Below are 26,825 nucleotides of genomic sequence, written 5' to 3' on the forward strand. Positions count from 1 at the left end.
ATTACTTAATTTGGAAATGACATAAATCTGTCGCCAGGCAGTGACCTGCAAAACTCAATTCGTCGGACAGACTCCTAGCGCACAAAAATTGTGCGCAAGATCGTCGGATCGGTCGCGACTGGACGCTAGCGCACAAAAATTGTGCGCAAGATCGTCGGATCGGTCGCGACTGGACGCTAGCGCACAAAAATAGTGCGCAAGGCCGTYGAATCGGTCGCCACCTGACGCWAGCGCACAAAAATWGTGCGCAAGRYCGTCGRATCGGTCGCCACCGGACGCAAGCGCACAAAAATAGTGCGCAAGGCCGTCGAATCGGTCGCCACCGGACGCAAGCACCAAAAATAGTGCGCAAGGCCGTCGAATCGGTCGCCACCGGACGCAAGCGCACAAAAATAGTGCGCAAAGTCGTCGGATCGGTCGCCACCGGACGCTAGCGCACAAGGTAGTGGCATGCTCTGAAAATTTATTTCCGGAGCATGCGGCTATTTTTTATATCTGAATGAAGACAATAGAAAATTTTCAACAGTTGCAATAACAATTTTTTATTTTATTGTTATATAACAATAAAAATATTTTAAAATTGTTATTGCATAAATGTTTTGTTTAGTTATACAATATAACATATAAACGAATTCTGTATTAGTACATTGTTCATATGTTGAAGGGAGAGATGGTTATGAGTAGTTTGGCATCGTCGATGGAGTTTGAAAGAAGGAAATTCACAAACCTTCGCGCCTATGATTTTCAGCGGGCTGTTGCAAAACGAGAAGTTCATAAAGAACACGATGAATGCGGTGAAACTGCTCTGTATCCATTGTCTCCATTGTCTTTGACACTGTACTATGCCTTTGATAATGATGTGGAAGTGGGATAATTGGCGGACTGCGCAACTTATAAAATGAAATGAAAGCCTACCGAATTCTCGGTAGGTTTTTTTATTGTTATAGTATATTAAAAAAAATAATTAATTTTATAAAACAGTATTGAACATTATTCGGGGATGTGTTATATATTATATATAAAAAATAATACTGTATTAATACATTTGAGGAGGAAACAACCATGGATTGTCCAACATGCCAAGGTAATGGAGATTTAGAGGAAATGAGAAGCACAGATGAGCACTTTCACAAAGAGGGGTCATCCATCCATTTTGGTCAGGATCGTGTACTCTGGCCGAATACTTGCCCGATTTGCGGCGGCAGCGGATTTCTAGACGTATCCTTTTAAGAAAACAAACCCCAATAAAGGAGTGCATAGGATTATGAGCAAACAAAGTCAACGTGAACAACTGCAAGCAAGCTGGAATTCCAAGCGATTCGAAGAGGTATCTCGACCTTATTCCGTAGAGGATGTGCTTCGCCTTCGTGGCTCCGTAGTGATTGAACAGACATTGGCTGAGCAGGGAGCTCGCAAATTCTGGGAACGGGTTAATGAAGAGGACTTTGTGCCTGCACTTGGCGCTCTAACGGGAAATCAAGCTGTGCAGCAAGCAAAAGCAGGACTTAAAGCGATTTATTTGAGCGGTTGGCAAGTTGCCGCCGATGCGAACTTATCCGGTCATATGTATCCCGATCAAAGTCTTTATCCAGCTAACAGCGTACCTAGCGTTGTGAAAAGAATTAATCAGGCGCTGCAGCGCGCCGATCAGATCCAGCATGCAGAAGGCAGGGGAAGCATTGACTTCTTTCTTCCCATTGTGGCAGACGCAGAAGCTGGATTTGGTGGACCGCTTAATGTGTTCGAGCTAATGAAAGGCATGATTGAGGCTGGAGCCGCTGCTGTCCATTTCGAGGATCAGCTCTCCTCCGAGAAGAAATGCGGCCATTTGGGCGGTAAGGTGCTGCTGCCAACGCAGCAAGCCGTAAAAAATCTTATCGCTGCAAGATTGGCTGCCGATGTGATGGGCGTAGAGACGGTGCTAATCGCCAGAACAGATGCGAATGCAGCAAGTCTCTTGACGAGCGACATTGATGAGAATGATCGACCGTTTCTAACTGGCGAACGTTCACCCGAAGGATTCTTTTATGTACAGGCAGGCTTGGATCAAGCCATCTCACGCGGTCTGGCTTATGCCCCTTATGCGGATATGATTTGGTGTGAAACATCGGAGCCCAACCTGGAGGAGGCAAGACGCTTTGCTGAAGCGATTCACGAGAAATTCCCAGGCAAACTGCTCGCCTATAACTGCTCCCCTTCATTTAACTGGAAGAAGAAATTAGATGAACCTACGATTGCAAAATTTCAACAAGAGCTAGGTAAGCTAGGCTATAAATTCCAGTTCGTTACGTTGGCAGGCTTCCATGCTTTGAATCACAGCATGTTTGAACTCGCTCACGATTATAGAGATCGTGGAATGGCTGCTTACTCTCAGTTCCAACAAACGGAATTCACTAGTGAATCTCGCGGCTATGAAGCGACACGCCATCAGCGCGAAGTAGGAACGGGCTATTTCGACGAAGTTTCCCAAGTTATTACCGGCGGTACTTCTTCCACAACTGCGCTTTCCGGTTCAACGGAAGAGGAGCAATTTGCCCACTAAAAGCAATGCCAAATGGTCAAAGGAGATGAAGGTATTGATCGATCAAACCATGCTTAGGGGAATTGAAATCGAACCGACTACAATAGAGGGGCAGAAGATTCTCACCCCGGAAGCATTAGCATTCGTGGCGCTGCTTGAGCGAACATTTGGAGCAAAACGCCTTCAGCTATTGCAGCAGCGTAACCTGAGGCAAAGTCGTATTGATGCTGGTGAGCTGCCGGACTTTTTACCGGTAACAGCAACAATACGCAGCAGCGATTGGACCATAGCACCAATCCCTGTGGATTTGCAAGACCGGCGCGTTGAGATTACAGGTCCGGCAGGCGATCGTAAGATGGTCATTAATGCGTTCAACTCAGGTGCTTACGTCTACATGGCAGACTTCGAGGACGCTAACTCGCCAACGTGGAACAATACGATCGAGGGTCAAGTGAATTTGTACGATGCTGTTCGGCGAACGATCACGTTCGACAGTCCGGAAGGGAAAAGCTACAATCTTCAAGCTCAGACGGCAGTGCTCAAAGTTCGTCCTCGCGGTTGGCACTTGGAAGAGAAGCATATGCAGGTTGATGGGCACCCTGTGTCAGGTTCGCTATTTGATTTTGGCCTATTCTTTTTTCATAATGCAAAGGCATTGATTCAGCAAGGAAGCGGACCCTACTTTTACTTGCCTAAGCAAGAGAGCCATATGGAGGCACGTCTTTGGAATGAAGTGTTCCTATTTGCGCAGCAGGAGCTGGGCATTCCGCAAGGCACGATTAAAGCTACGGTGCTTATCGAGACGATCGTCGCTGCTTTTGAAATGGACGAAATCTTGTACGAGCTTCGTGAGCACAGCGCAGGACTGAACTGCGGACGGTGGGATTATATCTTCAGTTATATTAAAAAGCTGCAGAAGCAGCCGCACGTCATCGTTCCCGACCGTGCCCTCGTAACGATGGAATCACCGTTCATGAAAGCTTATTCACTGCTCGCCATTCAGACTTGTCATAAGCGGAATGCTTCTTGCATCGGAGGCATGGCCGCACAAATTCCGGTGAGGAATGATCCTGCGGCAAACGAAGAAGCAATGGCGAAAGTAAGAGCAGATAAGCTGCGCGAGGTGAGAAACGGTCACGATGGCACATGGGTGGCTCATCCTGGATTAGTCCCTGTGGCAAAAGCGATATTCGATGAGCATATGCCTTCAGCGAATCAAATTGACAAGCAGCTATCTGGTATCGAAATTACAGCTGAACAATTGCTAGAGGTGCCGCTGGGGCCGATAACAGAGAATGGGATTCGGACAAACGTCAGCGTCGGCATTCAGTATCTGGAAGCCTGGCTGCGTGGTTTCGGGGCTGTACCCATCAACAATTTGATGGAAGACGTGGCCACAGCGGAAATATCACGTGCGCAGCTTTGGCAGTGGATCCACCATCCACTAGGGATTCTGGATGACGGGCGCAAAGTAACGGCAGAACTATTTGGGCAGATTCAAGTTGAAGAGTTGGCAAAGATCAAAGAAAAGCTTGGGGAAGAGTCATTCCAGCAAATGAAGTTTGATCTAGCAAATGTGCTTTTTACCCAGATGACGGTTTCACCTGAATTTGAAGCTTTTTTAACTGAACAAGGGTATCGGTATTTGTAATAGAAGTAATTTGAGACAGGGCCTTTATGAGGCTTCTGTCTTTTTTTATTTGAATAGACTATAATTATTTCAATGTTATAGAACAGTTCAGCGAGGTGTGAACCATGAGCACGGGCCATTCGGAGCTTCATACGAAGCATGAACAAATTACGAAATATATTGAATCTTTGGCTGTAGGCACCAAGCTGTCCGTTCGGCAAATCGCGCAAGATCTGGATGTGAGTGAGGGTACGGCTTATCGTGCCATCAAAGAAGCGGAAAATATCGGTCTAGTGAGCACCAAACGGCGGATCGGCACAATTCGCATGGAAAAGAAAGAAGAACCCGTCATTGATAAATTAACATTCTCAGAAATCGTGAATGTAGTGGAAGGCGTTGTGCTGGGTGGTTCTTCGGGTATACATAAGTCCCTGAATAAATTCGTGATTGGCGCGATGCAGCTGGAGGCCATGCTGAAGTATATTGAAGCAGGCAATTTGCTCATTGTCGGCAATCGTGTACAAGCACATATGTGTGCGCTAAGTCAGGGCGCTGGCGTATTGATTACCGGTGGATTTGATACCACGCCTGAAGTTAAGGAGCTTGCAGATGAACTGCAGCTGCCTATTATCGGCAGTTCATTCGATACCTTCACGGTTGCTACGATGATTAATCGTGCCATGGAAGATCGGCTTATTAAGAAAAAGATTATGATCGTCGATGACATCGTGCGCAAAGACAGCCCCATTTATTCGCTGCTCGCGGCTGATACGGTCAAAGACATGCAAAAGCTGGTTGAGGAAACGACGCATACCCGGTATCCTGTCATCGACGACAATCAGGTGCCGATCGGCATGATCACGACGAAGGACATCATAGGTGCGAAGCCGAATCAGCTCGTTGGCACCTTGATGACTCCTAATCCGCTCATGATTAACTTGAAAACGTCGGTAGCATCAGCTGGACATACCATGGTGTGGGAAGGTATTGAGCTGCTGCCCGTGATCGATACCGATCGCAAGATGATCGGAGTCATTAGCCGTAAGGATGTTATGAAAGCGATGCAGCATATGCAAAGGCAGCCTCAGAACGCTGAAACGTTCGAGGTGCAGATCTATTCGGGGATTGACGAGCTTCGAGATGAGGAAGGCAAGCTGTATTTCCAAGGAACGGTTACACCGCAAATGACGAATTTCGAAGGATTGGTCTCTGAGGGTGTGCTGACAACGATAATGATTCGTGCGGCTTACCGCACGGTTCAGGAAAACAAGAAAGGCGATCTTATTCTAGATAGTTCTTCCAGTTATTTTCTGATCCCGCTGCAAATCGATGACGTCATCGAAATCGTACCCTCGATCGTGGAGATGAGCCGCAGATTTTGCAAGATTGATATGGAAATCAGGACGAACGGCACTAGAGTCGCTAGATCCATGTTTACGGCACGAATTTTATAATTGAAAAGGAAGAATAGCCACCCGTTGAGGTGGCTTTTTTCGTTTAGAGAAGCATAAGTTTAGACTGAAAATGATATGTATTATTTATCTAATGACGAAGTGCGGGCTGGTTATCTATGTTTTTCTAATTAAACTAAGGGAGGAGTCACGGCCAATGAATGCATGGATCTTCTACTTAATGCTAGCTTTAGCGCCTTGGGGGAATGTGGGGAATCCGGATGATAACCTCAATCAGGTTTGCTCCAGCATAAATGAAAGCGCAATCATTAGGCCGGCAGTGGATACCAAGGTTATTCATTATACCAATCAAGCTATTTTTCTTACCTACCACCATCTGGATGACAACGAGTCATTTGTGACGATTACCCCGGCTAAATTTAATCAGCACCTCCAGGTATTAAAAGAAAATCATTATAATGTGATCCCGATCGAAGAATATAGCTGTTTTCTAGAGCATCGAAAGTCAATTCCCCCGAATGCTGTCGTGATTACATTCGATGATGGCTATCGATCTTTTTATGAGAAGGCCTACCCGTTACTGAAAAAGCAAGGGTTCCCGGCAACTAACTTTGTAGTTGTAAGTTATTTGGATTCTGATTATCCTTCTCTGCCCTTTCTGACTTGGAAGCAAACGCAGGAGATGAAACGCGATGGATTCAGTTTCTATTCTCATACGTTTAATCTACACCAAAAAAAGAGAGGTGACGGAGTAAACCCGGTACCTACTCTTACCAATCGCCTTTTCCTGGAACAGGAAAAGCGGCTCGAGACAGAAGAGGAATGGAGAAAAAGAGTCCGTGAGGATCTATGGATAGCCGAAACTATGCTAAAAACGCAGCTAGACAATAAGCTTTCCATGCTGTGTTTCCCTTTTGGGGAGTATAATCAGACCGTTATGGATGACGCCAAAGAGATGGGGTTCCGTTATTTTATCACGACAAAAGAAGGGATTAATGCGGGGGACAGCAGAGAAATATACCGTTTGAATGTTGGCATGCCTTATGTTTCCGCGGATAACTTTCTGAAGAAGCTGCAAAGCTATGATCGTAAAAAGTGAGAGGAGGATCCGTATCCATTGAATTGGCGGAACGAGAGAACGCTATTTGTTGAAATTTATGCTATTCGAAGCAAAAAACAACGAAATAGCGTCACTATGTTCCTCATTTCGTGAATTAGAGCATATTTCACGTAAATAGCGTCACTACGTTCTCTCTGCCCCTCTCATGAATTTATCATTTTTGAGGACAGCGCCTTCATGTAAAAATGTGGATACTCCTTATTTACGTGAGGCTATCTTCATCAGCACTACCAGATTGTTCTGTCCGTGCTTCTGCTAATTGGGCATGTGCTTGGTCAAGTTGCTCGTGTGCTTGCTGAACAGCCCTTCTTCGATGATTATTAATCGATTGTGCTGTATTCAATTCGCTTAGGGCATCAGCTACCGCATTATGGGCTTCTATTTCTGCACTTTGTTGTTCGGATTGTTGGTCAGACATGGCATACATCTCCGATCTATTGTTTTTTTAGGCAAAGTTAATATTGCCACAATTTGACTAAATTATTCGTTATTCGTATCGTATTAATAAATAATGAAAAGGTAGTTGAATCCTATGGGGAAAATTAGCAAATTAGGCGGAAGCGGTTTTCATCATGTTGCCATTACTTTTTCATGAGGAGCTATCGTGTCTTTACACGATTAATCGCAAATGATAAGATTCGAATCATACACGATATATAATGTGTAATGAAATTGAGGAGGCTAAACCTGCATGAATGATTTGAAACTATGGTATACAGGCGCTGCGCTGAACTGGTCGCAAGGACTGCCAATCGGCAACGGAAGACTAGGTTCCGTCATTTATGGTGGGATAGAGAAGGAAATCTGGAGTATGACGGAAGTTACCTATTGGTCTGGAAAAACGGAGAGGATCGAAAGCCATTCAAAGGGTAAAGCTGATCTTGATCAGATGCGGGAGCATTTCTTCGCAGGGGATTACAAGCGGGGGGAAGAGCTAGCTCAGAAGGCACTGCAGCCTAAAAAGAAAAACTTCGGTACGAATTTGCAGGTGTGTAACCTAATCTTGCATATGGAGCATCATGGTGAGGATCTCCAGCGTGTACTAAATCTTGAAAACGCTATCTTTCATACTTCTTACAGCGTAAATGGGAATAACTTTACCCGGGAAATATTTGCTTCGCACGCTGATGATATTGTGGCTTCACGCTTTTGGAGTGAACAAAGAGGGGGTATTTCATTCACGTTAGGAATGGAAGGTCTGACTGATAATTTTAAAAAGTGGTTTGCCAATGACGCTACGATTACTTTTGAAGGACAAGCGACAGAATCCATGCATAGTGACGGTAAGTGCGGTGTTTTCTGTCAAGGCATGGTCAAAGTAGTGGCACAGGGCGGAACCATTGTCATAACGGATAATCAAATCGTCGTAAGCAATGCGGATGAAGCATGCATCTACTTTGCCGCTAATACCGATTATGGAAAAAATGATGAAGGCTGGCTGCAGGAATCAGGCCGACAATTGGAGCAGTCATTAGCTCTTGGTTACGCAAAGCTTAAAGAAAATCACATATCCGATTATCATCGCTTGTATGGCCGAGTGAATCTTGACCTAGGTCATTCAGACGCGTCCCGCCTGCCAACGGACGAGAGAATTCGTCTTTTCCAGAACGGACAAGTTGATGATCCGCAATTATTTGCCTTATTTTATCAATATGGCCGCTATTTGATGATTTCTGGTTCACGTGCGGATTCTCCGTTGCCTCTAAATTTACAGGGCATTTGGAATGATGGCGAGGCCAATCGTATGCAATGGAGCTGTGATTACCACCTGGATATCAACACGCAAATGAATTACTTTCCAACGGAAGTCAGCAATTTGGCAGAATGTCATATCCCTTTAATGAATTATTTGGAGCTGTTATCGGAAGCCGGCCGAACGACAGCGCATGACTTTTATGGATGCGAAGGCTGGGTGGCTCACGTATTCTCAAATGCATGGGGATTTACTGCTCCAGGCTGGGAAACTTCATGGGGACTGAATGTTACAGGCGGCTTATGGATTGCGGGCCAACTGCGAGAACACTATGAATTTAGCTTAAATCGGGAGTTCTTAGCGCAGCGAGCTTATCCTGTGATGAAAGAAGCCGCTGCCTTTTTCCTTGACTACATGACGCTGCATCCACAATATGCGTGGCTTGTAACAGGACCTTCCAACTCACCGGAAAATAGCTTTTATATCGAAGACAACGTTTACCAATTGTCGATGGGTTCAACACTCGATCAAGTGTTGGTTCGAGACTTATTCGTCTTTTGTTTGGAGGCTGCCGATACGCTGCAAGTGGATTTCGATTTGCAAACAAAATTGAAGCAAGCCATCGCAATGCTGCCACCTCTTCGTATTGGCAACCGGGGACAATTACAGGAATGGCTGGAAGATTATAAAGAAGCACAGCCAGATCATCGTCACTTATCTCATCTAATCAGCTTACATCCGGGCAACCAAATCACCCTAAGAGGAACACCGGAACTGAGCGCCGCTGCCAGAACCACATTAGAAAATCGCATGTCTCGCGAGGCGTTGGAAGATGTTGAATTCACGGTTGCCTCTTTTGCAGCGAGCTTCGCCCGATTAGAGGAAGGCGAACATGCCTATAAGCATTTAACCCATTTAATTGGTCAATTGAGCTTCGATAACTTATTAACGTTTTCCAAACCGGGAATTGCCGGAGCAGAGAAACACATATTTGTCGTAGACGGAAATTTTGGAGGGACAGCGGCGATAGCGGAAATGCTGCTGCAAAGTCATGCGGGAGAAATCAATTTACTTCCCGCCCTGCCTAAGAAATGGCATACAGGTAAAGTTTCAGGACTGCGGGCCAAAGGAAATATAGAAGTTGATATCGTCTGGGAGAACGGTGAGTTGATGGAGGCCACAATTCAAGCATTTTCGGCGGGTCAAACATTTCTGCGCTACCGTGAACAAAGCGTTCCGCTCGTTCTAACGCCAAATTCTATTTATAGAATTGATAAGCAGTTGAACGTGCCTCAGCTAGAATAAGGAAATTTGTATGGTCTACGACCCAATTGTACCTATACGATAATGCCCTGTATCTATATAATTAGTCGTATAGTAAGCGCTGTCATACCGGAAAAGACCCGACTAGGGTTTTTTTTTGTAGAAAGTATAAGTTTTATTACACTTCGCGTCATCAGTCTTGACAAACGCGCTCGTCCCTGAAGGACGACGGAGTCGTATATCTTTGGTTGAAGAATCGTGCTAACATGTTAAAGAACATATTCCGAAACCTCCAAAATGGAAGGGAGAAATGCCAGTGCCCAAGTATTCCAGATTATTTCGAAGGTTTCTGATCTCTTATATCGTTATTTTGATCATCCCCAGCATCGCAGGCTATATGTCATACCGTACTTCGATCACAGTCACACAATCGATTTCCATTGAAAATAATGTGACGCAGCTTCAAAAGAGCCAAGAGATTCTGGAACGCAGAATGGCTGAAGTTGAAAGTTTTACGAGACAATTGGCTTTAAACCAAGACCTGAGTGTCCTTTTGAACGAAAAATTGGTCGATGATAAAGCAAATGTGTATGGGGTCTGGAAAATAACGAGAGATATTAAGGCCTACAGCCAAACGAATGATTTTTTGAAGCAATTCTATATTTATTTGAGGAATTTTAACGTCGTTATGACGCCAGGTAACGCCTATTTTCGCCCTGAGCATTATTATCAGACTTCCCATTACAGCAATCTTTCCTTGGACGAATGGGAGAAAACGGTATTAGAGAAAACGCATAGAAGCGAAATCATGCCGCTGAGTCCTTTTGTCAAAAACGGCATTCAAACCTCAGTCATCACCTTTATGCAATCGCTCCCATTAGACAGCTTTAGTGATTCTTCACCGGCAACGGTTGTCACAATTATCGATGAGCAAACCATCAACAGTGTATTGTCTGGGTTAAGAGAGCCGAACGGCGGTTGGACGTATATTAGCGATGCGGAAGGACGTACCATTAGCTTGCAGGGGATCAGTCAACAGGGAATAGATCAATTATCCGCTGATAGCCGCTTCGATAAAGGGAAAATCAGTCAATTCTATGAAGATGATCTCGTGATAAGGATTCAATCCAAATCAACGGGTTGGGTATACAGTACAGGCGTTCCAAGACATGTCTTAATGGAGAATGCGAATAAAATCAAGTACATCACATGGTCAGTGACCGGTGTTGCTCTACTGATCGGACTTTTTGTTGGTTTTATGCTGTCTTATCGAAATGCGGCCCCGATCAATAGGCTGCTTAGCGTGATGAAAGAGCAGTTTGGCAAGGAAGCAACGACTGAACGCAATGAATATGATTTCTTGCAGGGTAATATATCGAGTATCATTACCAACAACAAACGTCTTGAGTCTGAGCTTAATCGGCAGCTGCCATTAATTCGCGATACCTTTTATAAAAGGTTAATTGCAGGAGAATTTCAATCGAAGGATGAATGGATTTCTGCTGCCGCGCAGGCTGACATAGGGCTTAATATGAATGCCGGATATACGGGTATTTTGCAAATCAATGGGTACTCCGGCATGGAAAGCGTTGAAATTCTCAACGAATTGAATGCGGCCAGACTTATCCTGAAACAGATTTTAATGGATTTAGGCAGCAACCTGCATGTTCATATGACAGATTTGGGTTCAGATCGCATAGTAACCCTATTTACGTCAGGAGAAAAAGATGAAAGTAAAGAAGTTGCCAAGGAAGATATCGAGCAGCTTGTGGCTAATCTTGCCAATCTGGCCTTTACCGATTATCGAATTACCATCACAGCCACACTAAGCGATCCTTTTTCCTCTGTCATGGAGATCAGCCGTTCCTATGAGCAAGCCAGACAGGCCTTGGAATACGCCGTATATATGAATAGAAAAGGGATCGTTTGGTACAGTGATACACGAGTAGAAAGTAACACCTATTATTATCCAATCGATGTGGAGCTGCGATTAATTAGTACGATTAGGGCAGGCGATGTGGATGAAGCCGAGCGGATCGTTAAGTCGATGATCGAGCAAAATACGGAAAATCGAGAGCTGTCTGTGGAGATGAAGCATCAGTTCATCGGAGAAGTGAAAGGAACGCTGCTTAAATTACTCGACCAGAAGGCGCTCATGGAATCCCCGATGTTCGAGAAAATCAAAAATCGGATCATTAGTATTGGGGCGACTGAAGCCATTGAACTCATTTCGCGTGAAATAAATGAGATTATCTCAGCCATGTGCGGTCTCATCACGAGTAAAAAGAACGATGCACACATTAAAACCGTGAAGCAAATTAATGAATATATCGCTGAAAAGTATTCAGATCCCGATCTAAACCTATATCGAATAGCTGAAATTGTAGAACGTCCTGAAAAATACATCTCGCAATTATTTAAAGAGGTGACGGGGACCAATTTATCCGATCATTTGGAAAAAGTTAGAATGGACCACGCAGCGACTCTTTTAAAAAGAAATCAATTCAATGTGGATGAAATCGCTTCGCAAGTTGGCTATAACAGTTCACATTCTTTTCGAAGGGCGTTCAAGCGGGTTATGGGCATATCACCAAGCTCGTTCAGACAGTCTCCAGCAGAATGAAAATCCTAATCGCTTCGGCGGTTAGGTTTTTTTCTGTCTTAAATGGCTGTAGCGGGAAATATGGCCGTTCGAATAGGAGAAATGTCCGCTAAATTCGGGTTATTTGTTCGCAAAACGACGCAATTGTACCTATACGAGGGCCGCAATAGCCCCCTATAATCAGCCATATAGAAAGCGTTATCATATCGGTATGAGGAATTTAGGGGGGAGCATGTTGGAAAAAGGAATGGTAATCGAACGCAGCAGAGTGGTACCAAAAGAGCGCGGAGGCCTCCTCACTGCAGCAGCAAAGAGTTTTAGAAAACACTGGCAATTATATCTTATCGTTATTCCGCCAGCTTTGTTTTTCCTTATTTTTAAATACTATCCGATGTTGAATGCCGTCCTTGCTTTTAAGGATTACAACGTCACGAAAGGGATATGGGGAAGCCCGTGGGTGGGATTCAAACATTTTAGGTTGTTTTTTGAAAATCCGATCTTTTGGACGTTAATTAAAAATACGCTTCTCATTAGCGGATACTTGTTAATCGTCGGGTTTCCAATTCCTATTTTGTTAGCCTTAGCTCTAAATGAAATACGTAACGGCAAATTTAAGCGGTTTGTTCAATTGGTATCATTTGCGCCTTATTTTATATCCACCGTCGTTATGGTATCGATTATTATGCTTTTTCTAGCACCTCGGTTAGGCTTCGTGAATGTCGCGATGAATCATTTTGGACTGGGATCTATCAATTTTCTCGGGGAACCCGGCATGTTTCGTTCAATCTATGTGTGGTCGGATATTTGGCAGACGGCAGGCTATTCGGCTGTTATCTTTTTGGCTGCATTAGCGGGAGTCGATCCTTCACTCTATGAGGCAGCCAAGGTTGATGGCGCTTCAAGATTTCAGAAAATCCGTCATATCGACTTGCCTGGCATCATGCCAACGATCACGATTGTTTTCATATTGAATGTAGGAAGTGTCATGTCGCTTGGCTTCGAAAAAATCTATCTGCTGCAAAATCCGCTGAACAAGGTAAGTTCCGAAGTGATTGCCACTTACGTGTATCAAATAGGTTTATTGAACGCGAACTATAGCTTTGCAACGGCGGTGGGCTTGTTTAATTCCGTTATTAATTTAATTCTACTAGTTGGTGTAAATATGGTGGCAAAGCGCTTATCGAATACGAGCATCTGGTAAATAATGGAGGAACCAAACGATGAATACGATGAAACCGACGATCAGAGATTCGGTTGGCGATAAACTATTTTTGATGAGCATCTACGTGATACTGAGCCTCCTATTAGTTGTCGTCTTATATCCGCTTATTTATATTTTTAGCAGCTCGTTCAGCAGTCCATCGGCGGTAACTTCAGGTCGTGTGTTTCTTTGGCCGGTAGAGTTTTCCCTTAAGGGGTATTCAACTCTCATTGAAAATCCGAAAATTATGACAGGCTACGCCAATTCCTTATTTTATACGGCTGCTGGAACGATCATCAGTGTAGCACTTACGATCATGATTGCCTATCCATTATCACGTAAAACGTTGTTCGGAAGAAATATGCTGATGATGCTCATTACATTCACGTTGTTATTTAGCGGAGGATTGATTCCCACTTACTTGGTTGTGAAGCAGATGGGGCTAATCGATACCAGATGGGCCTTATTGATTCCTAACGCGATATGGGTATGGCAAGTGATCATTGCAAGGACATTCTTTCAATCCTCGATTCCGGATGAATTAATTGATTCTAGTGAAATCGATGGATGCAGCGATCTCAGGTTCATGTGGAGTGTCGTGGTTCCGTTATCGAAACCGATCATAGCTGTTCTGTTTTTAATGTACGCTGTGGGTCAATGGAATTCTTACTTCGATGCCCTTATTTATCTTAAAACCGCCAAATTATTTCCGCTTCAGCTCATCTTGCGAAGCATTATCATTCTTAACAATAGCTCCAATGCGACAGATGCCTTGAAGCTGGTAGAAAGACAGCAGTTGGCCGAGCTTTTGAAATATTCACTGATTGTCGTGGCAACGCTTCCAGTACTCATCATCTACCCGTTTGTACAGCGCTACTTCGTTCAGGGCATGTTGGTAGGTTCTGTAAAAGGGTAATGGAAAGAGGGATAACATATCTTATTGAAGAATTGAAAGGGGTGATTGACAAAAAACAAAGCGCTAAGGATTAAACGATAAGAAAGCTAGTCCATTCAAAAAAGGGAGCGGATTCAATTGAAAAGAAGATCGGTCAGCGCATTGGTTTTCATCTTGATGTTCAGTATGGTTCTTGCCGCATGTTCGAGTAAAGTGGAGACTACGGCATCGTTGAGTCCTTCAGCAGGGACAGCATCGCCAAGTGCAACACAAGCAGAGGCAAAACCCGTCGAAATTAGCGTATTTGCCCAACAGGATAATAACATTGATTTGAATACCAACCTTTTCACGAAACATTTAGAAAGCAAGTTCAACGCAAAATTTAAGTTTGAAATCATCCCTTTTGATGGGGCCAAAGAAAAGCGTCAAATCTCCTTAGCGAGCGGCGATTATCCTGAGGCATATATGTTAACGGCCTATATCGACCAATTCTCACAAGCCGATCTTCTCAAGTTCGGTAAGCAGGGCGTTCTGCTTCCATTGAATGATTTGATCGACCAGTATGCTCCTAATATTAAAAAGGCGATGGAAAAGGATCCAACACTCAAAAGTTTCGTCACAGCGCCAGATGGAAAAATATACGGACTTGGTTCCTATACACAATGTTTCCACTGTTCCTATCCGAACAAAATGTGGATCAATACAAGCTGGTTGAAGAAATTAAACCTTGAAATGCCGAAAACGACCGAAGATTTCAAGAAGGTGCTTCAAGCTTTCAAAAAGAATGATCCGAACGGCAATGGTAAAGCTGACGAAGTTCCGCTTAGCGGATCGATTGAGGATTTCGGTGTGCGTGTCATTCCGTTCCTGATGAACGGCTTCATCTATGATGACGACCGGAATTACCTGAACTTAGTTAACGGTAAAGTGGATATTGCGGCCAATAAGCCGGAATGGAAAGAAGGACTTGCTTATATTAAATCCTTGTACGATGAGGGCTTGATCGATCCAGGTGCTTTTACGCAAAATGCCGAAGCTTTTAAGAAAATTGGCGAAAACGCTGGGGGACAAATTCTAGGTGCAGGCGCGGGCATGCATCCAGCCATCTTCGTTAACATTGATAAAGGAAACAAAAATTCAGCTGATTATAATCCAGTATCTCCGCTCACAGGACCGCATGGTTCATTAGCAACGCATGATGGTGGCGGCTTAATTCCGGGAGCGAAATTCGTTCTTACGAATAAAGCAAGTAAAGAAGCACAAATCACTTTGATCAAAATGGTTGATTATATGTATACGACAGAAGGACAAACGAATGCAGCATCAGGTATGGAAGGCATCGATTGGAGAAAACCGAAAGATGGCGAAGTGGCGCTAGGCAAGGGAGTTACACCATTAATTGCATCGATTCCAGCTGTTGATGGGCAGCCTCCTCATAATGCCGGATGGAGCGGTATGGGGCACTTTTACCAGCCGAAGGAGTATAGAGACAGCTTCGTGCAAGGGACGGATATTTACGACTCAGCCAACTACGAACGCAGACTGTACGATGCGACGCTCTTGTACCAAGGTCATGAACCGAAGGAACTATTCCCGATGTGGGCGATTTGGATTGATCCGGCACTCACAGACGAAGCAAGTATTCTCCAAACAAACATTAAGAACTATATTGAGCAAAGTTCGCTTCAATTTATTACTGGAAATAAGGACTTGACCAAAGATTGGGATGCCTATGTGAAAGGTCTCGAAAACTTGAAAATGAGCAGATATCTTGAAATTCTGCAAAAGGCTTATGATACTGCAGCCATAAAAAAATAACGATGGATGAAGAAGAGCCAGGTGTTTGTTTAGGAAAAGCACCTGGCTTTTTCTACGAATTTTAACGCTGAAGGAGATGTATAATGTGGGATATATGATGAAGAAAACTAGATTTTGGTTGCTGGTGTTTATTTTCTTTATCACTTTGGTTGCCGTCTTTATTCCGAAAGGACAACCCGTACAAGCAGCCGATAATGGATTAGCGCAAAAACCATACATGGGCTGGAGCAGCTACAGCATGCAAGTGTATAACAGCGGAAATTGGATTACAGCCGCACAGATTATGGCGCAATCTGACGCTATGCATGCGGTACTTCAGCCCCATGGCTATAATTATATCAACGTAGATGCAGCCTGGAATGGAAGTATGGATGAATATGGGCGTCCACAGCCAAGCACCACTTTGTATCCGAATGGTCTTAGTGAGGTCATCAATCATGTACATAACAATGGGCAAAAGTTTGGTCTCTATTTTATACCGGGCATGTCGCCAGCAGCGTATGACGCCAACTTGCCAATCTATGGTACCACCTGCCATGCACAAGACATCGTAGTACTTCCATTAACTACGGCGGACTATTGGAATATAGGTTACAAAATTGACTACGCTAAGCCATGTGCGCAGAGCTATATCAACTCCATTGCCGATGAGATTGCCTCGTGGGGTGTTGATTTTGTAAAGTTCGATAGCGTGACTCCGGGCTCCGGACATAATGACACGTCTATTGATGCTCGTGGTGATGTCAAAGCCTGGTCCCAGGCCCTCGCTCCGCACCATATTTGGTTCGAGCTATCGTGGGCGCTGGATATTAACTACGTTGACACTTGGAAGAAGTATGCGAATGGATGGCGTGTCGACTGGGATATTGAATGTTATTGCGGCAAAGCGGGATTAACCAATTGGGCGAATATCGCAAGGCTATTTCCACGAGCTGGAGAGTGGTGGCGCCACGCAGGTCCGGGCGGATGGAATAATTTCGATTCCTTGAATATCGGTAACGGCGCCATGGATGGCATTACACCGGATGAGCGGCAGACAGCGATGACTTTCTGGGCCATCTCATCGGCTCAGCTATATACAGGCAATGACTTAACCAACCTGGACGAGTTCGGCATTAAGCTGTTGACGAACGATGAAGCAATCGCCGTCAATCAGGCCGGTAAGCCGGCACATCCTGTATCTCTTGCATCCGAGCAGCAGGTCTGGTATGCGAACAACGGTGATGGAACCTATACCGTTGGACTGTTTAACCTGGGAAGCTCGAACGCGGCGGTCAACGTCAATTGGAGTGATATCGGTTTAAGCGGCGCTGCCTCTGTACGTGATTTGTGGAGTCATAATGAACTAGGCGTGTATAACTCCGGTTTCAGTTCAGGGGATTTGGCCCCACATGCTTCTCGTTTGTTAAAGGTTACATCGCAAGGTGGCGTTTCCTCCATCAATGACGATGATACGGGAATTTCCTACACGGGCGATTGGCAGCGAAACAGCAACAGGGGACTGGGTGCCACTCAGAATCTTGCCATCACCGTGATCGACTCCTTGGCACAAAATAGTACGATCAGCCCGTCTACAGCGAACTTTGATAAAAATATAACCGCTCAGTCCGATGTTTCGACAACGATGACTTTGAATGGGAACACATTGAGTGGTATTTCGAATGACGGTGTAGACTTGGTGCTAGGCACTGATTATACGGTTTCAGGCAGCTCGGTTACGATCAAGAAAGGTTACTTAGCTGCACAAACGGTCGGAACTACGCAGCTTACTTTCACTTTCAGCGCCGGAGCTAGACCGATTCTGGAAATTGCAGTAAGCGACACCTCGCCTAAGAACAGCACGATTCTTCCATCGACTAGGAATTTCGACAAGAAGGTATCATTGCAGGCGGATGTTATGACTACTATGCTATTAGACGGTAATCAGTTAAGTGCAATAACGAATGGCGGAACACCGCTGGTTTTAGACACCGACTATACTGTATCTGGCAACACAGTAACGATCAAGAAGGAGTACTTAGCTCTACAACCGCTGGGAACAACGAACTTGCTCATCTCCTTCAGCGCCGGCAATCCGCAGACGCTTGCGATTGTTATAAGCAACACTGCTCAAGGCGGATCCATTGCTATCAATAACGACGACGCTGGGATTACGTATTCGGCCGCTTGGCAGCTAAGCGCGAATCGAGGACTAGGCGATTATTTGAATGATGTGCAATTCACCGAGAGAAATAACGAATACTTTGAATATACCTTTACCGGAACGGGCATTGAATTCATTACAGAAATGGATTCATCACAGGGCGATGTAGATGTTTACGTGGATGGTGTGTTTAAACAAACGATTAGCACGTATTATTCGAGCCGTTTAGCCCAACAACCTGTCTACGGAATTTCAGGACTATCCAGCGGTCCTCATACACTTAAGGTTGTGAAAAAATCAGGTTCTTACATGCTCCTTGATAAATTGCGAGTTCTCATCGCTGATCTGATTAATCCTGCTGCAGGAAGCTTTGATAAAAAGGCGACGGCACAGGCAGACGTTACGAGTACTTTGACACCAGGCAGCTATACCTTCAGCGGGATTACAAACGGTGGAACCACATTGGTTGCGGGTACCGACTACACGTTATCGGGTAACGTCGTAACGATCAAGAAGGAATACCTTGCGGCTCAACCTAATGGCTGGACGGATCTGATCTTCTCCTTCAGTGGGGGAGCGTCTCAGAACCTTCCAATACAAGTAAGCGACAGCTCGGTGACGATTACACCGATTTCTGTTAACGATAACGATCCGAGCATTGTTTATACAGGCTCTTGGGGCTATAGCTACAGTCGGGGACTCGGAGATTATAACGATGATGTTCATTATTCCGAGGTTAACAACGATTACTTCGAGTTCGCTTTTACAGGAACGGGCATCGAATTGATTACGGAGAAAGATAATTCGCAGGGCGATATCGATATTTATGTAGATAACGTGTTCCAGCAAACAGTGGGTACATTTAATGATGTCCGGTTAGTCCAACAAAGCGTATACAGTAACGCGGGACTGCCGGATGGTCCTCATACCATCAAAGTAGTGAAGAAATCTGGGTCATATATGCTGCTGGATAAATTGAGCGTGACTCCATCAGCTGCGGGCAGCACAGTTACGGGAAGTGTGTATAGACAGGTGTCAGCACAATCGGTTCAAGTAGTACCATCTGTGACTTCGATCCAGTTGACTCCGTCGGCAGCGTCAGGATTGACCGTACAAACGGTTCCCGCATCCCATGGCGCCACGGCTAGCATCAATGATACGAACGCTGCGATTCATTATTCCGGTTCATGGGGTTATAGCAACAATCGGGGACTCGGAGATTATCAGAACGATGTTCATTACACCGAGAATAACAATGATTATTTTGAATATGTCTTCAAGGGAACGGGCATTGCGTTGATCACCGAGATGGATACTTCGCAGGGCGATATCGATATTTATGTTGATGATGTATTTAAGGAAACCGTAAGTACTTATCATGCCAGTCGATTAGCACAGCAAACGGTGTACAGCATTGCAGGATTGCCAAGTGGTTCTCATACACTTAAAGTTGTGAAGAAATCGGGATCCTATATGCTGCTCGATAAATTAACGATACTTGTAGGCGATCTGATGAGTCCTGATACAGGCAGTTTTGACAAAATGATAGCTGCACAGGCAGATGTGAGTACAACGTTATCACTGGGCGAGTATGTACTTGATCGAATTGACAATGGCCGTACTACTCTAGTGCCAGGCACCGATTATACATTAGTCGGTAATACGTTAACGATCAAGAAGGAATACCTTGCAGCTCAGCCGGTGGGAACTACGAACCTGACGTTCGTCTTCAGTGGGGATCATCAGAATGACGCGCATTTTACAGAAACGAACAATGATTATTTCACATACACCTTTAAAGGAACTGGAATTGCCGTTATTACGGAAAAAGATGTTTCACAGGGCGAAATCGACGTGTACGTGGATAATGTTTTCAAACAAACCGTTAACACATACAATGCAACGCGGTTAGTCCAACAAACGGTGTACAGTATTTCCGGTCTTTCCAACAGCTTGCATACGATCAAAGTCGTGAAAAAATCAGGCAGCTATATGCTGCTGGATAAATTGAGCTATACGGTTGCGCAGGTTCCGTCAACGGCTGCCGTAACAACGACTGGGGTCTCTATAGTCAAAAGTACAAGTGCAATTATTGCCGGGAATGTAACATCAGATGGAGGAGCTCAGGTCACATCACGAGGGATTGTGTATTCAACAGCACCTACTCCTATAATAACCGGTTCCGGATCAACCAAAGTTGTCATTGGTTCAGGATTAGGCGTATTTAGCGGAAAAATAACGAAATTGAAACCTCATACGACGTATTACGCCAGAACATACGCGATCAACTCGGCGGGAACGAGCTATGGGGCTGAAATTACTTTTAAAACAAGTAAGAAATCCGAGAATCAGGATGATGATGAAGACGATGACCAGAATGATCAAGATGATGGTGAGCAGAATAATCATCAGAATGAGCATGGAAATCAACATCACTAAGTCCTAGTAAATATTCGACCGACTGCGGCGAACAAATTTTCTAAGAGTACCTCATAGGTATCCGAGATATCGAGTCCTTCTTGTTGTCAAGGGAGGGCTCGGTATTTATTATTTGATAACCCGTAATCATACATGATATATTGAGTGTAAAAAGAGTGAGGGGTTCACATGAGCAGTAAAATTAGTCGTGTTAATTTAACCGAAGAAATTTATCGGATAGTCAAAGAAGACATTTTAACGCATAAATTGAAATCCGGCGAAAAAATTAACATTGATCAATTAGCGCGCGCTTTAGAGGTAAGCAACATTCCGATTCGTGAGGCCCTTTCCAGATTGCAATCGGAAGGGTATCTCAATGTCATTCCTTTTAAAGGCATGTTTGTTAACATGATGAGTGTCAAAGAGTTGGACGAATTATTTGAAATTAGACTGCAGCTTGAACCACTAGCTGTTGAAAAGGCCGCGCTTCTTATTCCTGACGAAACACTTGAGCTGCTCCAGGAAACCATGAATTCCCTTCAAACGCAGCAATCACCGAAATCGGCTAACGGTTTGGGGACAATTAAGGAAATGAACATGTCACTACATGGTACTATTCTTGACTATTGCGAGAATACCAATTTGCAGAATTTAGTTAGGGGATATATTGAACAGATTCAAAGATATTTAACATATATCCAATTAAATTTAGATATCAATACCACGAATGAGGAATGGTCGGAACATAATGCGGTCTTACAGAAATTAAAGCAGCGAGATCCCAAAGGCGCATCCGATGCCATGTCCAAGCATATTAGTAATTCTCGCATAAGGACGAATGCTCACTTTATGAAAGCAGGTAGTAATTAATCATAGTATTCCTCTATCGATAAACATCACACATGATATATGATTTAAAGGGGGTTTAAGATGAGCCAAAGCGAAGGAAAGGAATCACAGTTGACTGGCGGTAAAAGAATCGTTTTTCTGGGAGACAGTATTACAGATGAAGGGACGTTTATTACTTATCTGGATACTTATTTTGAGCTGCATACGCCCGACATTCCTTTTACATTCATAAACCTTGGCATAAGCAGTGAGACTGCCTCCGGATTAACCGAGGCCGACCATCCATTTCCACGTCCTTGTATCCATGATCGATTAGCAAGGGCACTACAAGAAAGCAACCCAGATTGGGTTGTTTTGGGATATGGAATGAATGATGGCATTTATGCTCCATTTTCTGTAGAACGCTTTCTAGCTTATCAAAATGGGATGCTTACAGCCATTCGGATGGTCCATCAAAGCGGGGCAAAATCCATCGTCATAACGCCTCCGCCTTTTGATCCCGAATCTATGAACGCTAATGTTCTTTTGCCCGATGGTCAGAAAGACTACAGCTACAAGGAGCCATATGCACGCTACAATGATGTCATCAGATACTATGCGAATTGGCTGTTAACGTTGGATTCAACTGCGGATGAAGTCGTGAATATCTACGACCCACTTCTTCAGCATAGAGAACAAGAACGCGATAACAACCCCGGCTATCGTTCCGGCGACGGTATTCATCCCAACGCAGATGGTCATTGGGTGATTGCAAAAACACTATTAAGTCGTTTATTTCATATTACTTTGGAACAGATGCCAGATTTCGTAGAACAACCCGATAAATCCCCATTATTTCAATTGATTTTGCAGCGTCAGCAGTTATTAGGCTCGGCTTGGAAAGAACATGTAGGTCATACCAATCCAAGTAAAAAGGAAGCTTTGCCACTTGAAGCAGCCTTGAGAAAAGACGAAGAGATCACGAAGCAAATTCGGATGATCGCCGTGAAGTCCCAATAAAATCATTCCTGTTTTTGACTGTTACTCCTATTGAACATCAGCGACAACGAATTTGTCGTTCACTTTTTTGGTCGTGTAAGTCACACCGTCTTTGGTTGTGAACTTATCTTGATCCTTCGTATTCGACGCGTCAAACGTAATCTCTTCTTTCTTCGTTGCAAGAAGGTTTGAAGTGAAGAATGATTTTTTGTTTGTTACGATAGCATTATCCGCTTTTTGATCAGTTAGGTAATGCGCAATTAGTTTATCAATCATTGCAGTATCAAAGTAGCTGGAAAGAAATTTCACAGCTTTTTCTTTACCGTCAGCAGCTTTAGGGTTGAGGATAAACGCGCCATCAGTGGATTTGGCTTCCGCAAAGAGGAAGTCCACTTTCTCCTGAGCGATTCTAGCAGCTATATAGCCTTTCATATTAACGGCATCTTGGCTTTCAGCAGTTGCTTGCGGAGCAGCCGTCGTGCTAGTTGTAGCTTCGGGGCTTGGCGATGATTTCGGTTGATTGGAGGAACAAGCTGCTCCTGTCAACATCACAGTTAGTAAAATAATATAAGAATATATACGAAATTGTGAGAAATTGCAAATTTTCGTGAGAGGTTAATATTTTACCCGAAAAAGTATATTCATGAACTAGACGATTAACACCTTATTCATTATAGTGGGTTTAAAGATAACTAAACCCAGAAGAGGTGTTCACTTGAATAGTCGATTACTATTAGAAGCGCTGCAAGCTGCGGAGACGCATCATGCTTCCCTTTTTGAAGAAGTCAGAACACGATCCGTGGATATACGCTCAGGTATGGACAATCCGCTGCTGACTGCCCACCGGATAGAGATACGGCAGTTGGCTGACCAATTTCTCGCGCAGCCTATCGAGGCGCTGCCCTTCAGCGCATTTCGATTATTTCAAGTAAATGGCTCGAGAAAAGAATTCGAGAAGATCTACTTCGATCGTCGGCGTCGGCTTGCTGCATTTGCAATCGCTGCCCTATTGGAAGAGGATGCTGCATTCATTCCTGCACTCGAGGACATCATCTGGGCCATATGCGATGAATACACATGGTGCTTGCCTGCACACCTGAATGTTCAAGATTCCGAAGAGGAAGATGATGCGCCAAGGCACGTTGATTTGTTCGCTTCCGAAACGGCCCATGCATTGAGCGAGATTTGTCATTTGTTCAAGGATCGACTCGATCCACAAATCGTTAAACGCGCACGTCACGAGGTTATACGAAGAGTACTCAATCCGTATATGCAGCTCAAAAGAGTGTTTGGGTGGGAGACAGCAACGAACAACTGGTCGGCAGTATGCGCAGGAAGCATCGGAATGGCTGCCATTTATATGATTCAGGATTCGAGAATCTTGATGCCTGTCTTAAATCGCGTTTTGGAAGCGATGGCGTGTTTCCTTGAAGGGTTCACCGAAGAGGGGGCGTGTCTCGAAGGGCTCGGTTACTGGTACTATGGTTTCGGTTATTACGTTTACTTTGCAGAACTGCTGAAGCAGCGTACAGGTGGACGGGTCGATCTGCTTCTGGTTGAAAAGAAAGCCCAGCGCATTGCGGAGTTCCCGCAATTCTGCTTTTTACAGGAGAATCATGTGGCGAATTTCTCCGATTGCGGGCGTACGAGCGGCATTCAGCCGGGCTTATTCAGCCGTCTATGCCAAAGGATTGAACAACTTCGCATCCCGTCGCTGTCGCATCGCTCGAATTCAATTGATCACTGCGGCCGCTTTGCAACGGCAATGCGTGATCTGGCTTGGACGGACTATGCGCTGCTGAAAAAAAGGGAAGGGCTGCCGCTGCGCTCAGAGTTCCTTCAAGAAGCCGAATGGATGGTTAGCCGGTGTCAGGTGAACGGTAAACTCTTCAGCTTTGCAGCCAAGGGCGGACATAATGCGGAGCCGCATAATCATAATGACATCGGACATTTTGTCTGGATAGTGGACGGCGTCAGGTGGTTGGAGGATCTTGGTGCCGGTTTATACACAAGACAATATTTTGGCGATGAACGATATTCGATTCTTTGCAACAGCTCAGCAGGGCATAGCGTTCCTATCATCAATGGCTGCTTTCAAAGTGAGGGAGAGCAGTATCGTTCGCAGGTAGTGGAAGTGGGTATTCAGGATGGAAGAGATCGATTCCTATTGGATCTGCGGCAAGCTTATGATGTACCGCATCTGCACAAATTGGAGCGATTGTTCGATTTGGATAAACAGCAGGGCAAATTAACGATAACGGACAGTTACGATTTCACAGAATCTCCTACATCGATTACGGAACGATTCATTACCCTTTATCCGCCAGAAGTTGGTAAGGAGGGGGAAATCATTTTAAGCGCGAGTGATGGTCAGAAGCTTCGGCTTATGTATGATGCCCGGCAGTTGAATGCTGCGATTCAAACTGCTGAACACTTGGATCATTCTGGGAATGCTGAGACGGTGTATCTGGTTGATCTGAAGAGTGTGGATACGGCTAGACAGCAGGTCATATCTATGACGCTGGAGCCTATGTTTTAATAAGTACTTCGATGTATGTAACGGTAATGTCACATATATTGACACGAAACAACAATTTTTATATAATCGAACCATCACAAAGACGTGATTACGTAGAGAATCTAACATTATTTTTTATTCTAGTCGGCAACGAAGCCTATTCATTACAGTTTCTGTAATGGGATAGGCTTTTTATTTTTAAAAAGGAGGAATCACTTTGTTCAAACTATTTCAATCAGCATCGTATGAAAAGGTTCACGGGGATTTATTAAAAATGGCTTCTGGTGATTTCAGTATGAGCTGTGCCCCTGTTGTTGGTGAGAAATCCTTAATCAGTACGTTGAAAAAAACAATTCGCAGTTTGAAATCTCTCATCCGAATCGTCGATAAATCGTCGAGCGAGCTTTTTCATAAAATGGAGGATACGAGCGCGAGGTCAACTCTAATTACTGTGCAGGTAGAAGAAATAACGGCTACGATGCGGGAAATGGCTGAAGGTATGCAGGATGCCTCCGAACATGCCCAGTACATATCGGACCAAATCCATCCTATTCACACATTTCTTGAAGGAGTTAAAGAAAGCAACAGTGTCATCGTCCAATCGTCGACTCAGTTTCTGGGAGAAGTGAGCTCAGGCAGAGTGGAAATGAGTGTTGCGATGGAACAAATGCAGTTAATCTCCAAGGATAGTAAGCAAATCAATGTAAAAATGGATGAATTGAATAAAGCTCTTGAGAAAATCGCTGACATGACCACTTTAATCGAACAAATCTCTCAGCAAACCCAATTGTTAGCGCTGAATGCGAATATCGAAGCGGCACGTGCGGGAGAGCAGGGGAAGGGATTTGCGGTCGTTGCTCAAGAAATTTCGAAAATGGCTATTCAGACGAAGCAGGAAACGGTTAATATACAGGAACTTATCCAAACAGTTACAACTAGCGCTGATGGATTGCGGGGTTCGATTCACCAGATGAAGGACACGGTGGGTACTGGAGCGTATACATTGCAAGGAGCGGTTAGTAAGTATGAAAGGATGGAGACGTTTCTTAGTCAACTTTTGGGGGACATGCAGGGAGTAGATGGTCGCTTAGAAGGTGTTACCAGCAATACATTGTCTATAGCTAACTCGATTCATCAAACCTCAGAAATGATTCAACAAGTAGCGGCTGGGAGTGAAGAAGTTTTGGCTGCTGCCGATGTTCAGCTTCATAATATTTTTGGGATGAATGAAAGCATTCAAGAAGCAACAAGGAGCAGTCTTTCCTTACGATCGGTAGTTTCGCAATTTAAATTGCCTTCTCTCCAGCACTCTCATGCCTTGCAGAAAGATTTGGATGTATGGATGGAATGTGCGACGGGCATGCGAGCAATCATGGTTTCGTTGATTGAAGCTAGGAATCCAGAAAAAATAAACGATTGGTACCAGAAAAAGGTGGCGCAAGAGTTACTTTTACAAACATGTATGAAAGAGCTAGAGAGTAAGTTAAAAGAGGCGAGTGATCGAAAATACTTCTCCTCGCTGCGCTCTGCATGGGATGCTTTTGGCGTGATCAAGGATCAAAATGCAGCATGGATGCTGGAAGGTGAATATGAAAAAGCAAAGCAAGCGCTGATTAGCCGCGGGCGAGAGTCTTTTAAACAAGCGGTTGATGTAGCTACTGAATGGATGGAGCAGGTCCGGTAATAAAGAATTCATCTTTTGAAGAGGGCACCTTTTTAATGGGTGCTCTTTTTTTCAACTCCTTCAATATACAGGATAACAGG

18 protein-coding genes are annotated in these 26,825 nt (G+C 44.4%); 16 read left to right on the top strand and 2 right to left on the bottom strand.

All coding sequences use genetic code 11. The features are described 5' to 3' along the window. Positions 1-676: 676 nt before the first annotated feature. The 6 genes from ASG93_RS30110 to ASG93_RS30130 all read left to right on the top strand — a co-directional run bounded on the left by ASG93_RS30110 (position 677) and on the right by ASG93_RS30130 (position 6,662). Positions 677-874 carry a hypothetical protein gene (locus ASG93_RS30110; protein ID WP_056838231.1) on the top strand — a complete coding sequence of 66 codons (198 nt, stop codon included), beginning with the start codon at positions 677-679 and terminating at the stop codon, positions 872-874. A 188-nt stretch (positions 875-1,062) separates the two neighbouring features. After that, complete coding sequence (locus ASG93_RS35560) at positions 1,063-1,230, top strand: hypothetical protein (protein ID WP_156411099.1); 168 nt, start codon at positions 1,063-1,065, stop codon at positions 1,228-1,230. A gap of 34 nt (positions 1,231-1,264) precedes the next feature. Next, positions 1,265-2,542: an isocitrate lyase gene (aceA, locus tag ASG93_RS30115; protein ID WP_056838233.1), complete on the top strand. Its 1,278-nt coding sequence runs from the start codon at positions 1,265-1,267 to the stop codon at positions 2,540-2,542. A gap of 49 nt (positions 2,543-2,591) precedes the next feature. Then, positions 2,592-4,172, top strand: a complete 1,581-nt coding sequence (aceB, locus tag ASG93_RS30120) for a malate synthase A (protein ID WP_156411106.1) — start codon at positions 2,592-2,594, stop codon at positions 4,170-4,172. Between the two features lie 104 nt (positions 4,173-4,276). Further along, entirely contained in the window at positions 4,277-5,605 is a 1,329-nt protein-coding gene (locus ASG93_RS30125; protein ID WP_056838234.1) for a DRTGG domain-containing protein, read from the top strand. Positions 5,606-5,759: 154 nt separating this feature from the next. Continuing rightward, on the top strand, positions 5,760-6,662 hold the full coding sequence (locus ASG93_RS30130) for a polysaccharide deacetylase family protein (RefSeq protein ID WP_056838236.1): 903 nt from the start codon (positions 5,760-5,762) through the stop codon (positions 6,660-6,662). Positions 6,663-6,885: 223 nt separating this feature from the next. Here ASG93_RS30130 and ASG93_RS30135 read toward each other — a convergent pair whose 3' ends face one another. Then, positions 6,886-7,101, bottom strand: a complete 216-nt coding sequence (locus ASG93_RS30135) for a hypothetical protein (RefSeq protein ID WP_056838238.1) — start codon at positions 7,099-7,101, stop codon at positions 6,886-6,888. A gap of 273 nt (positions 7,102-7,374) precedes the next feature. Here ASG93_RS30135 and ASG93_RS30140 point away from each other — a divergent pair, with 273 nt between their 5' ends. The 8 genes from ASG93_RS30140 (at position 7,375) to ASG93_RS30175 (ending at position 22,564) form a co-directional block, all read left to right on the top strand. Next, entirely contained in the window at positions 7,375-9,681 is a 2,307-nt protein-coding gene (locus tag ASG93_RS30140; protein ID WP_056838240.1) for a glycosyl hydrolase family 95 catalytic domain-containing protein, read from the top strand. 268 nt (positions 9,682-9,949) lie between these two features. Next, entirely contained in the window at positions 9,950-12,262 is a 2,313-nt protein-coding gene (locus ASG93_RS30145) for a helix-turn-helix domain-containing protein (protein ID WP_063891996.1), read from the top strand. A 211-nt stretch (positions 12,263-12,473) separates the two neighbouring features. After that, positions 12,474-13,442, top strand: coding sequence for an ABC transporter permease (locus tag ASG93_RS30150; protein WP_414858900.1), 969 nt, complete (start codon positions 12,474-12,476; stop codon positions 13,440-13,442). Positions 13,443-13,461: 19 nt separating this feature from the next. After that, complete coding sequence (locus ASG93_RS30155) at positions 13,462-14,358, top strand: carbohydrate ABC transporter permease (protein ID WP_056838242.1); 897 nt, start codon at positions 13,462-13,464, stop codon at positions 14,356-14,358. A 117-nt stretch (positions 14,359-14,475) separates the two neighbouring features. Continuing rightward, on the top strand, positions 14,476-16,155 hold the full coding sequence (locus ASG93_RS30160; protein WP_056838244.1) for an extracellular solute-binding protein: 1,680 nt from the start codon (positions 14,476-14,478) through the stop codon (positions 16,153-16,155). Between the two features lie 94 nt (positions 16,156-16,249). Further along, positions 16,250-20,737: a X2-like carbohydrate binding domain-containing protein gene (locus ASG93_RS30165; RefSeq protein WP_235551027.1), complete on the top strand. Its 4,488-nt coding sequence runs from the start codon at positions 16,250-16,252 to the stop codon at positions 20,735-20,737. A 168-nt stretch (positions 20,738-20,905) separates the two neighbouring features. Next, positions 20,906-21,586, top strand: a complete 681-nt coding sequence (locus ASG93_RS30170; protein WP_056838248.1) for a GntR family transcriptional regulator — start codon at positions 20,906-20,908, stop codon at positions 21,584-21,586. 60 nt (positions 21,587-21,646) lie between these two features. After that, positions 21,647-22,564, top strand: a complete 918-nt coding sequence (locus tag ASG93_RS30175) for an SGNH/GDSL hydrolase family protein (protein WP_056838251.1) — start codon at positions 21,647-21,649, stop codon at positions 22,562-22,564. Positions 22,565-22,591: 27 nt separating this feature from the next. Here the strand turns inward: ASG93_RS30175 and ASG93_RS30180 are convergent, their stop codons facing one another. Continuing rightward, positions 22,592-23,095 (bottom strand): hypothetical protein, encoded by a 504-nt coding sequence (locus ASG93_RS30180; protein WP_156411100.1) that lies wholly within the window; start codon positions 23,093-23,095, stop codon positions 22,592-22,594. A gap of 163 nt (positions 23,096-23,258) precedes the next feature. Here ASG93_RS30180 and ASG93_RS30185 point away from each other — a divergent pair, with 163 nt between their 5' ends. Further along, positions 23,259-25,082, top strand: a complete 1,824-nt coding sequence (locus tag ASG93_RS30185; protein WP_056838255.1) for a heparinase II/III family protein — start codon at positions 23,259-23,261, stop codon at positions 25,080-25,082. A 196-nt stretch (positions 25,083-25,278) separates the two neighbouring features. Then, positions 25,279-26,745: a methyl-accepting chemotaxis protein gene (locus ASG93_RS30190; RefSeq protein WP_056838257.1), complete on the top strand. Its 1,467-nt coding sequence runs from the start codon at positions 25,279-25,281 to the stop codon at positions 26,743-26,745. Positions 26,746-26,825: the final 80 nt, after the last annotated feature.

Origin of the sequence: Paenibacillus sp. Soil787 (assembly GCF_001429545.1) — a bacterium.
Classification (GTDB): Bacteria; Bacillota; Bacilli; order Paenibacillales; family NBRC-103111; genus Paenibacillus_E.

Bases quoted from the DNA above. Each gene is read 5' to 3' on its own strand.
- ASG93_RS30110 (WP_056838231.1), top strand. From the start codon at position 677: ATGAGTAGTTTGGCATCGTCGATGGAGTTTGAAAGAAGGAAATTCACA.
- ASG93_RS35560 (WP_156411099.1), top strand. From the start codon at position 1,063: ATGGATTGTCCAACATGCCAAGGTAATGGAGATTTAGAGGAAATGAGA.
- aceA (WP_056838233.1), top strand. From the start codon at position 1,265: ATGAGCAAACAAAGTCAACGTGAACAACTGCAAGCAAGCTGGAATTCC.
- aceB (WP_156411106.1), top strand. From the start codon at position 2,592: ATGCTTAGGGGAATTGAAATCGAACCGACTACAATAGAGGGGCAGAAG.
- ASG93_RS30125 (WP_056838234.1), top strand. From the start codon at position 4,277: ATGAGCACGGGCCATTCGGAGCTTCATACGAAGCATGAACAAATTACG.
- ASG93_RS30130 (WP_056838236.1), top strand. From the start codon at position 5,760: ATGAATGCATGGATCTTCTACTTAATGCTAGCTTTAGCGCCTTGGGGG.
- ASG93_RS30135 (WP_056838238.1), bottom strand. From the start codon at position 7,101: ATGTCTGACCAACAATCCGAACAACAAAGTGCAGAAATAGAAGCCCAT.
- ASG93_RS30140 (WP_056838240.1), top strand. From the start codon at position 7,375: ATGAATGATTTGAAACTATGGTATACAGGCGCTGCGCTGAACTGGTCG.
- ASG93_RS30145 (WP_063891996.1), top strand. From the start codon at position 9,950: ATGCCAGTGCCCAAGTATTCCAGATTATTTCGAAGGTTTCTGATCTCT.
- ASG93_RS30150 (WP_414858900.1), top strand. From the start codon at position 12,474: ATGTTGGAAAAAGGAATGGTAATCGAACGCAGCAGAGTGGTACCAAAA.
- ASG93_RS30155 (WP_056838242.1), top strand. From the start codon at position 13,462: ATGAATACGATGAAACCGACGATCAGAGATTCGGTTGGCGATAAACTA.
- ASG93_RS30165 (WP_235551027.1), top strand. From the start codon at position 16,250: ATGATGAAGAAAACTAGATTTTGGTTGCTGGTGTTTATTTTCTTTATC.
- ASG93_RS30170 (WP_056838248.1), top strand. From the start codon at position 20,906: ATGAGCAGTAAAATTAGTCGTGTTAATTTAACCGAAGAAATTTATCGG.
- ASG93_RS30175 (WP_056838251.1), top strand. From the start codon at position 21,647: ATGAGCCAAAGCGAAGGAAAGGAATCACAGTTGACTGGCGGTAAAAGA.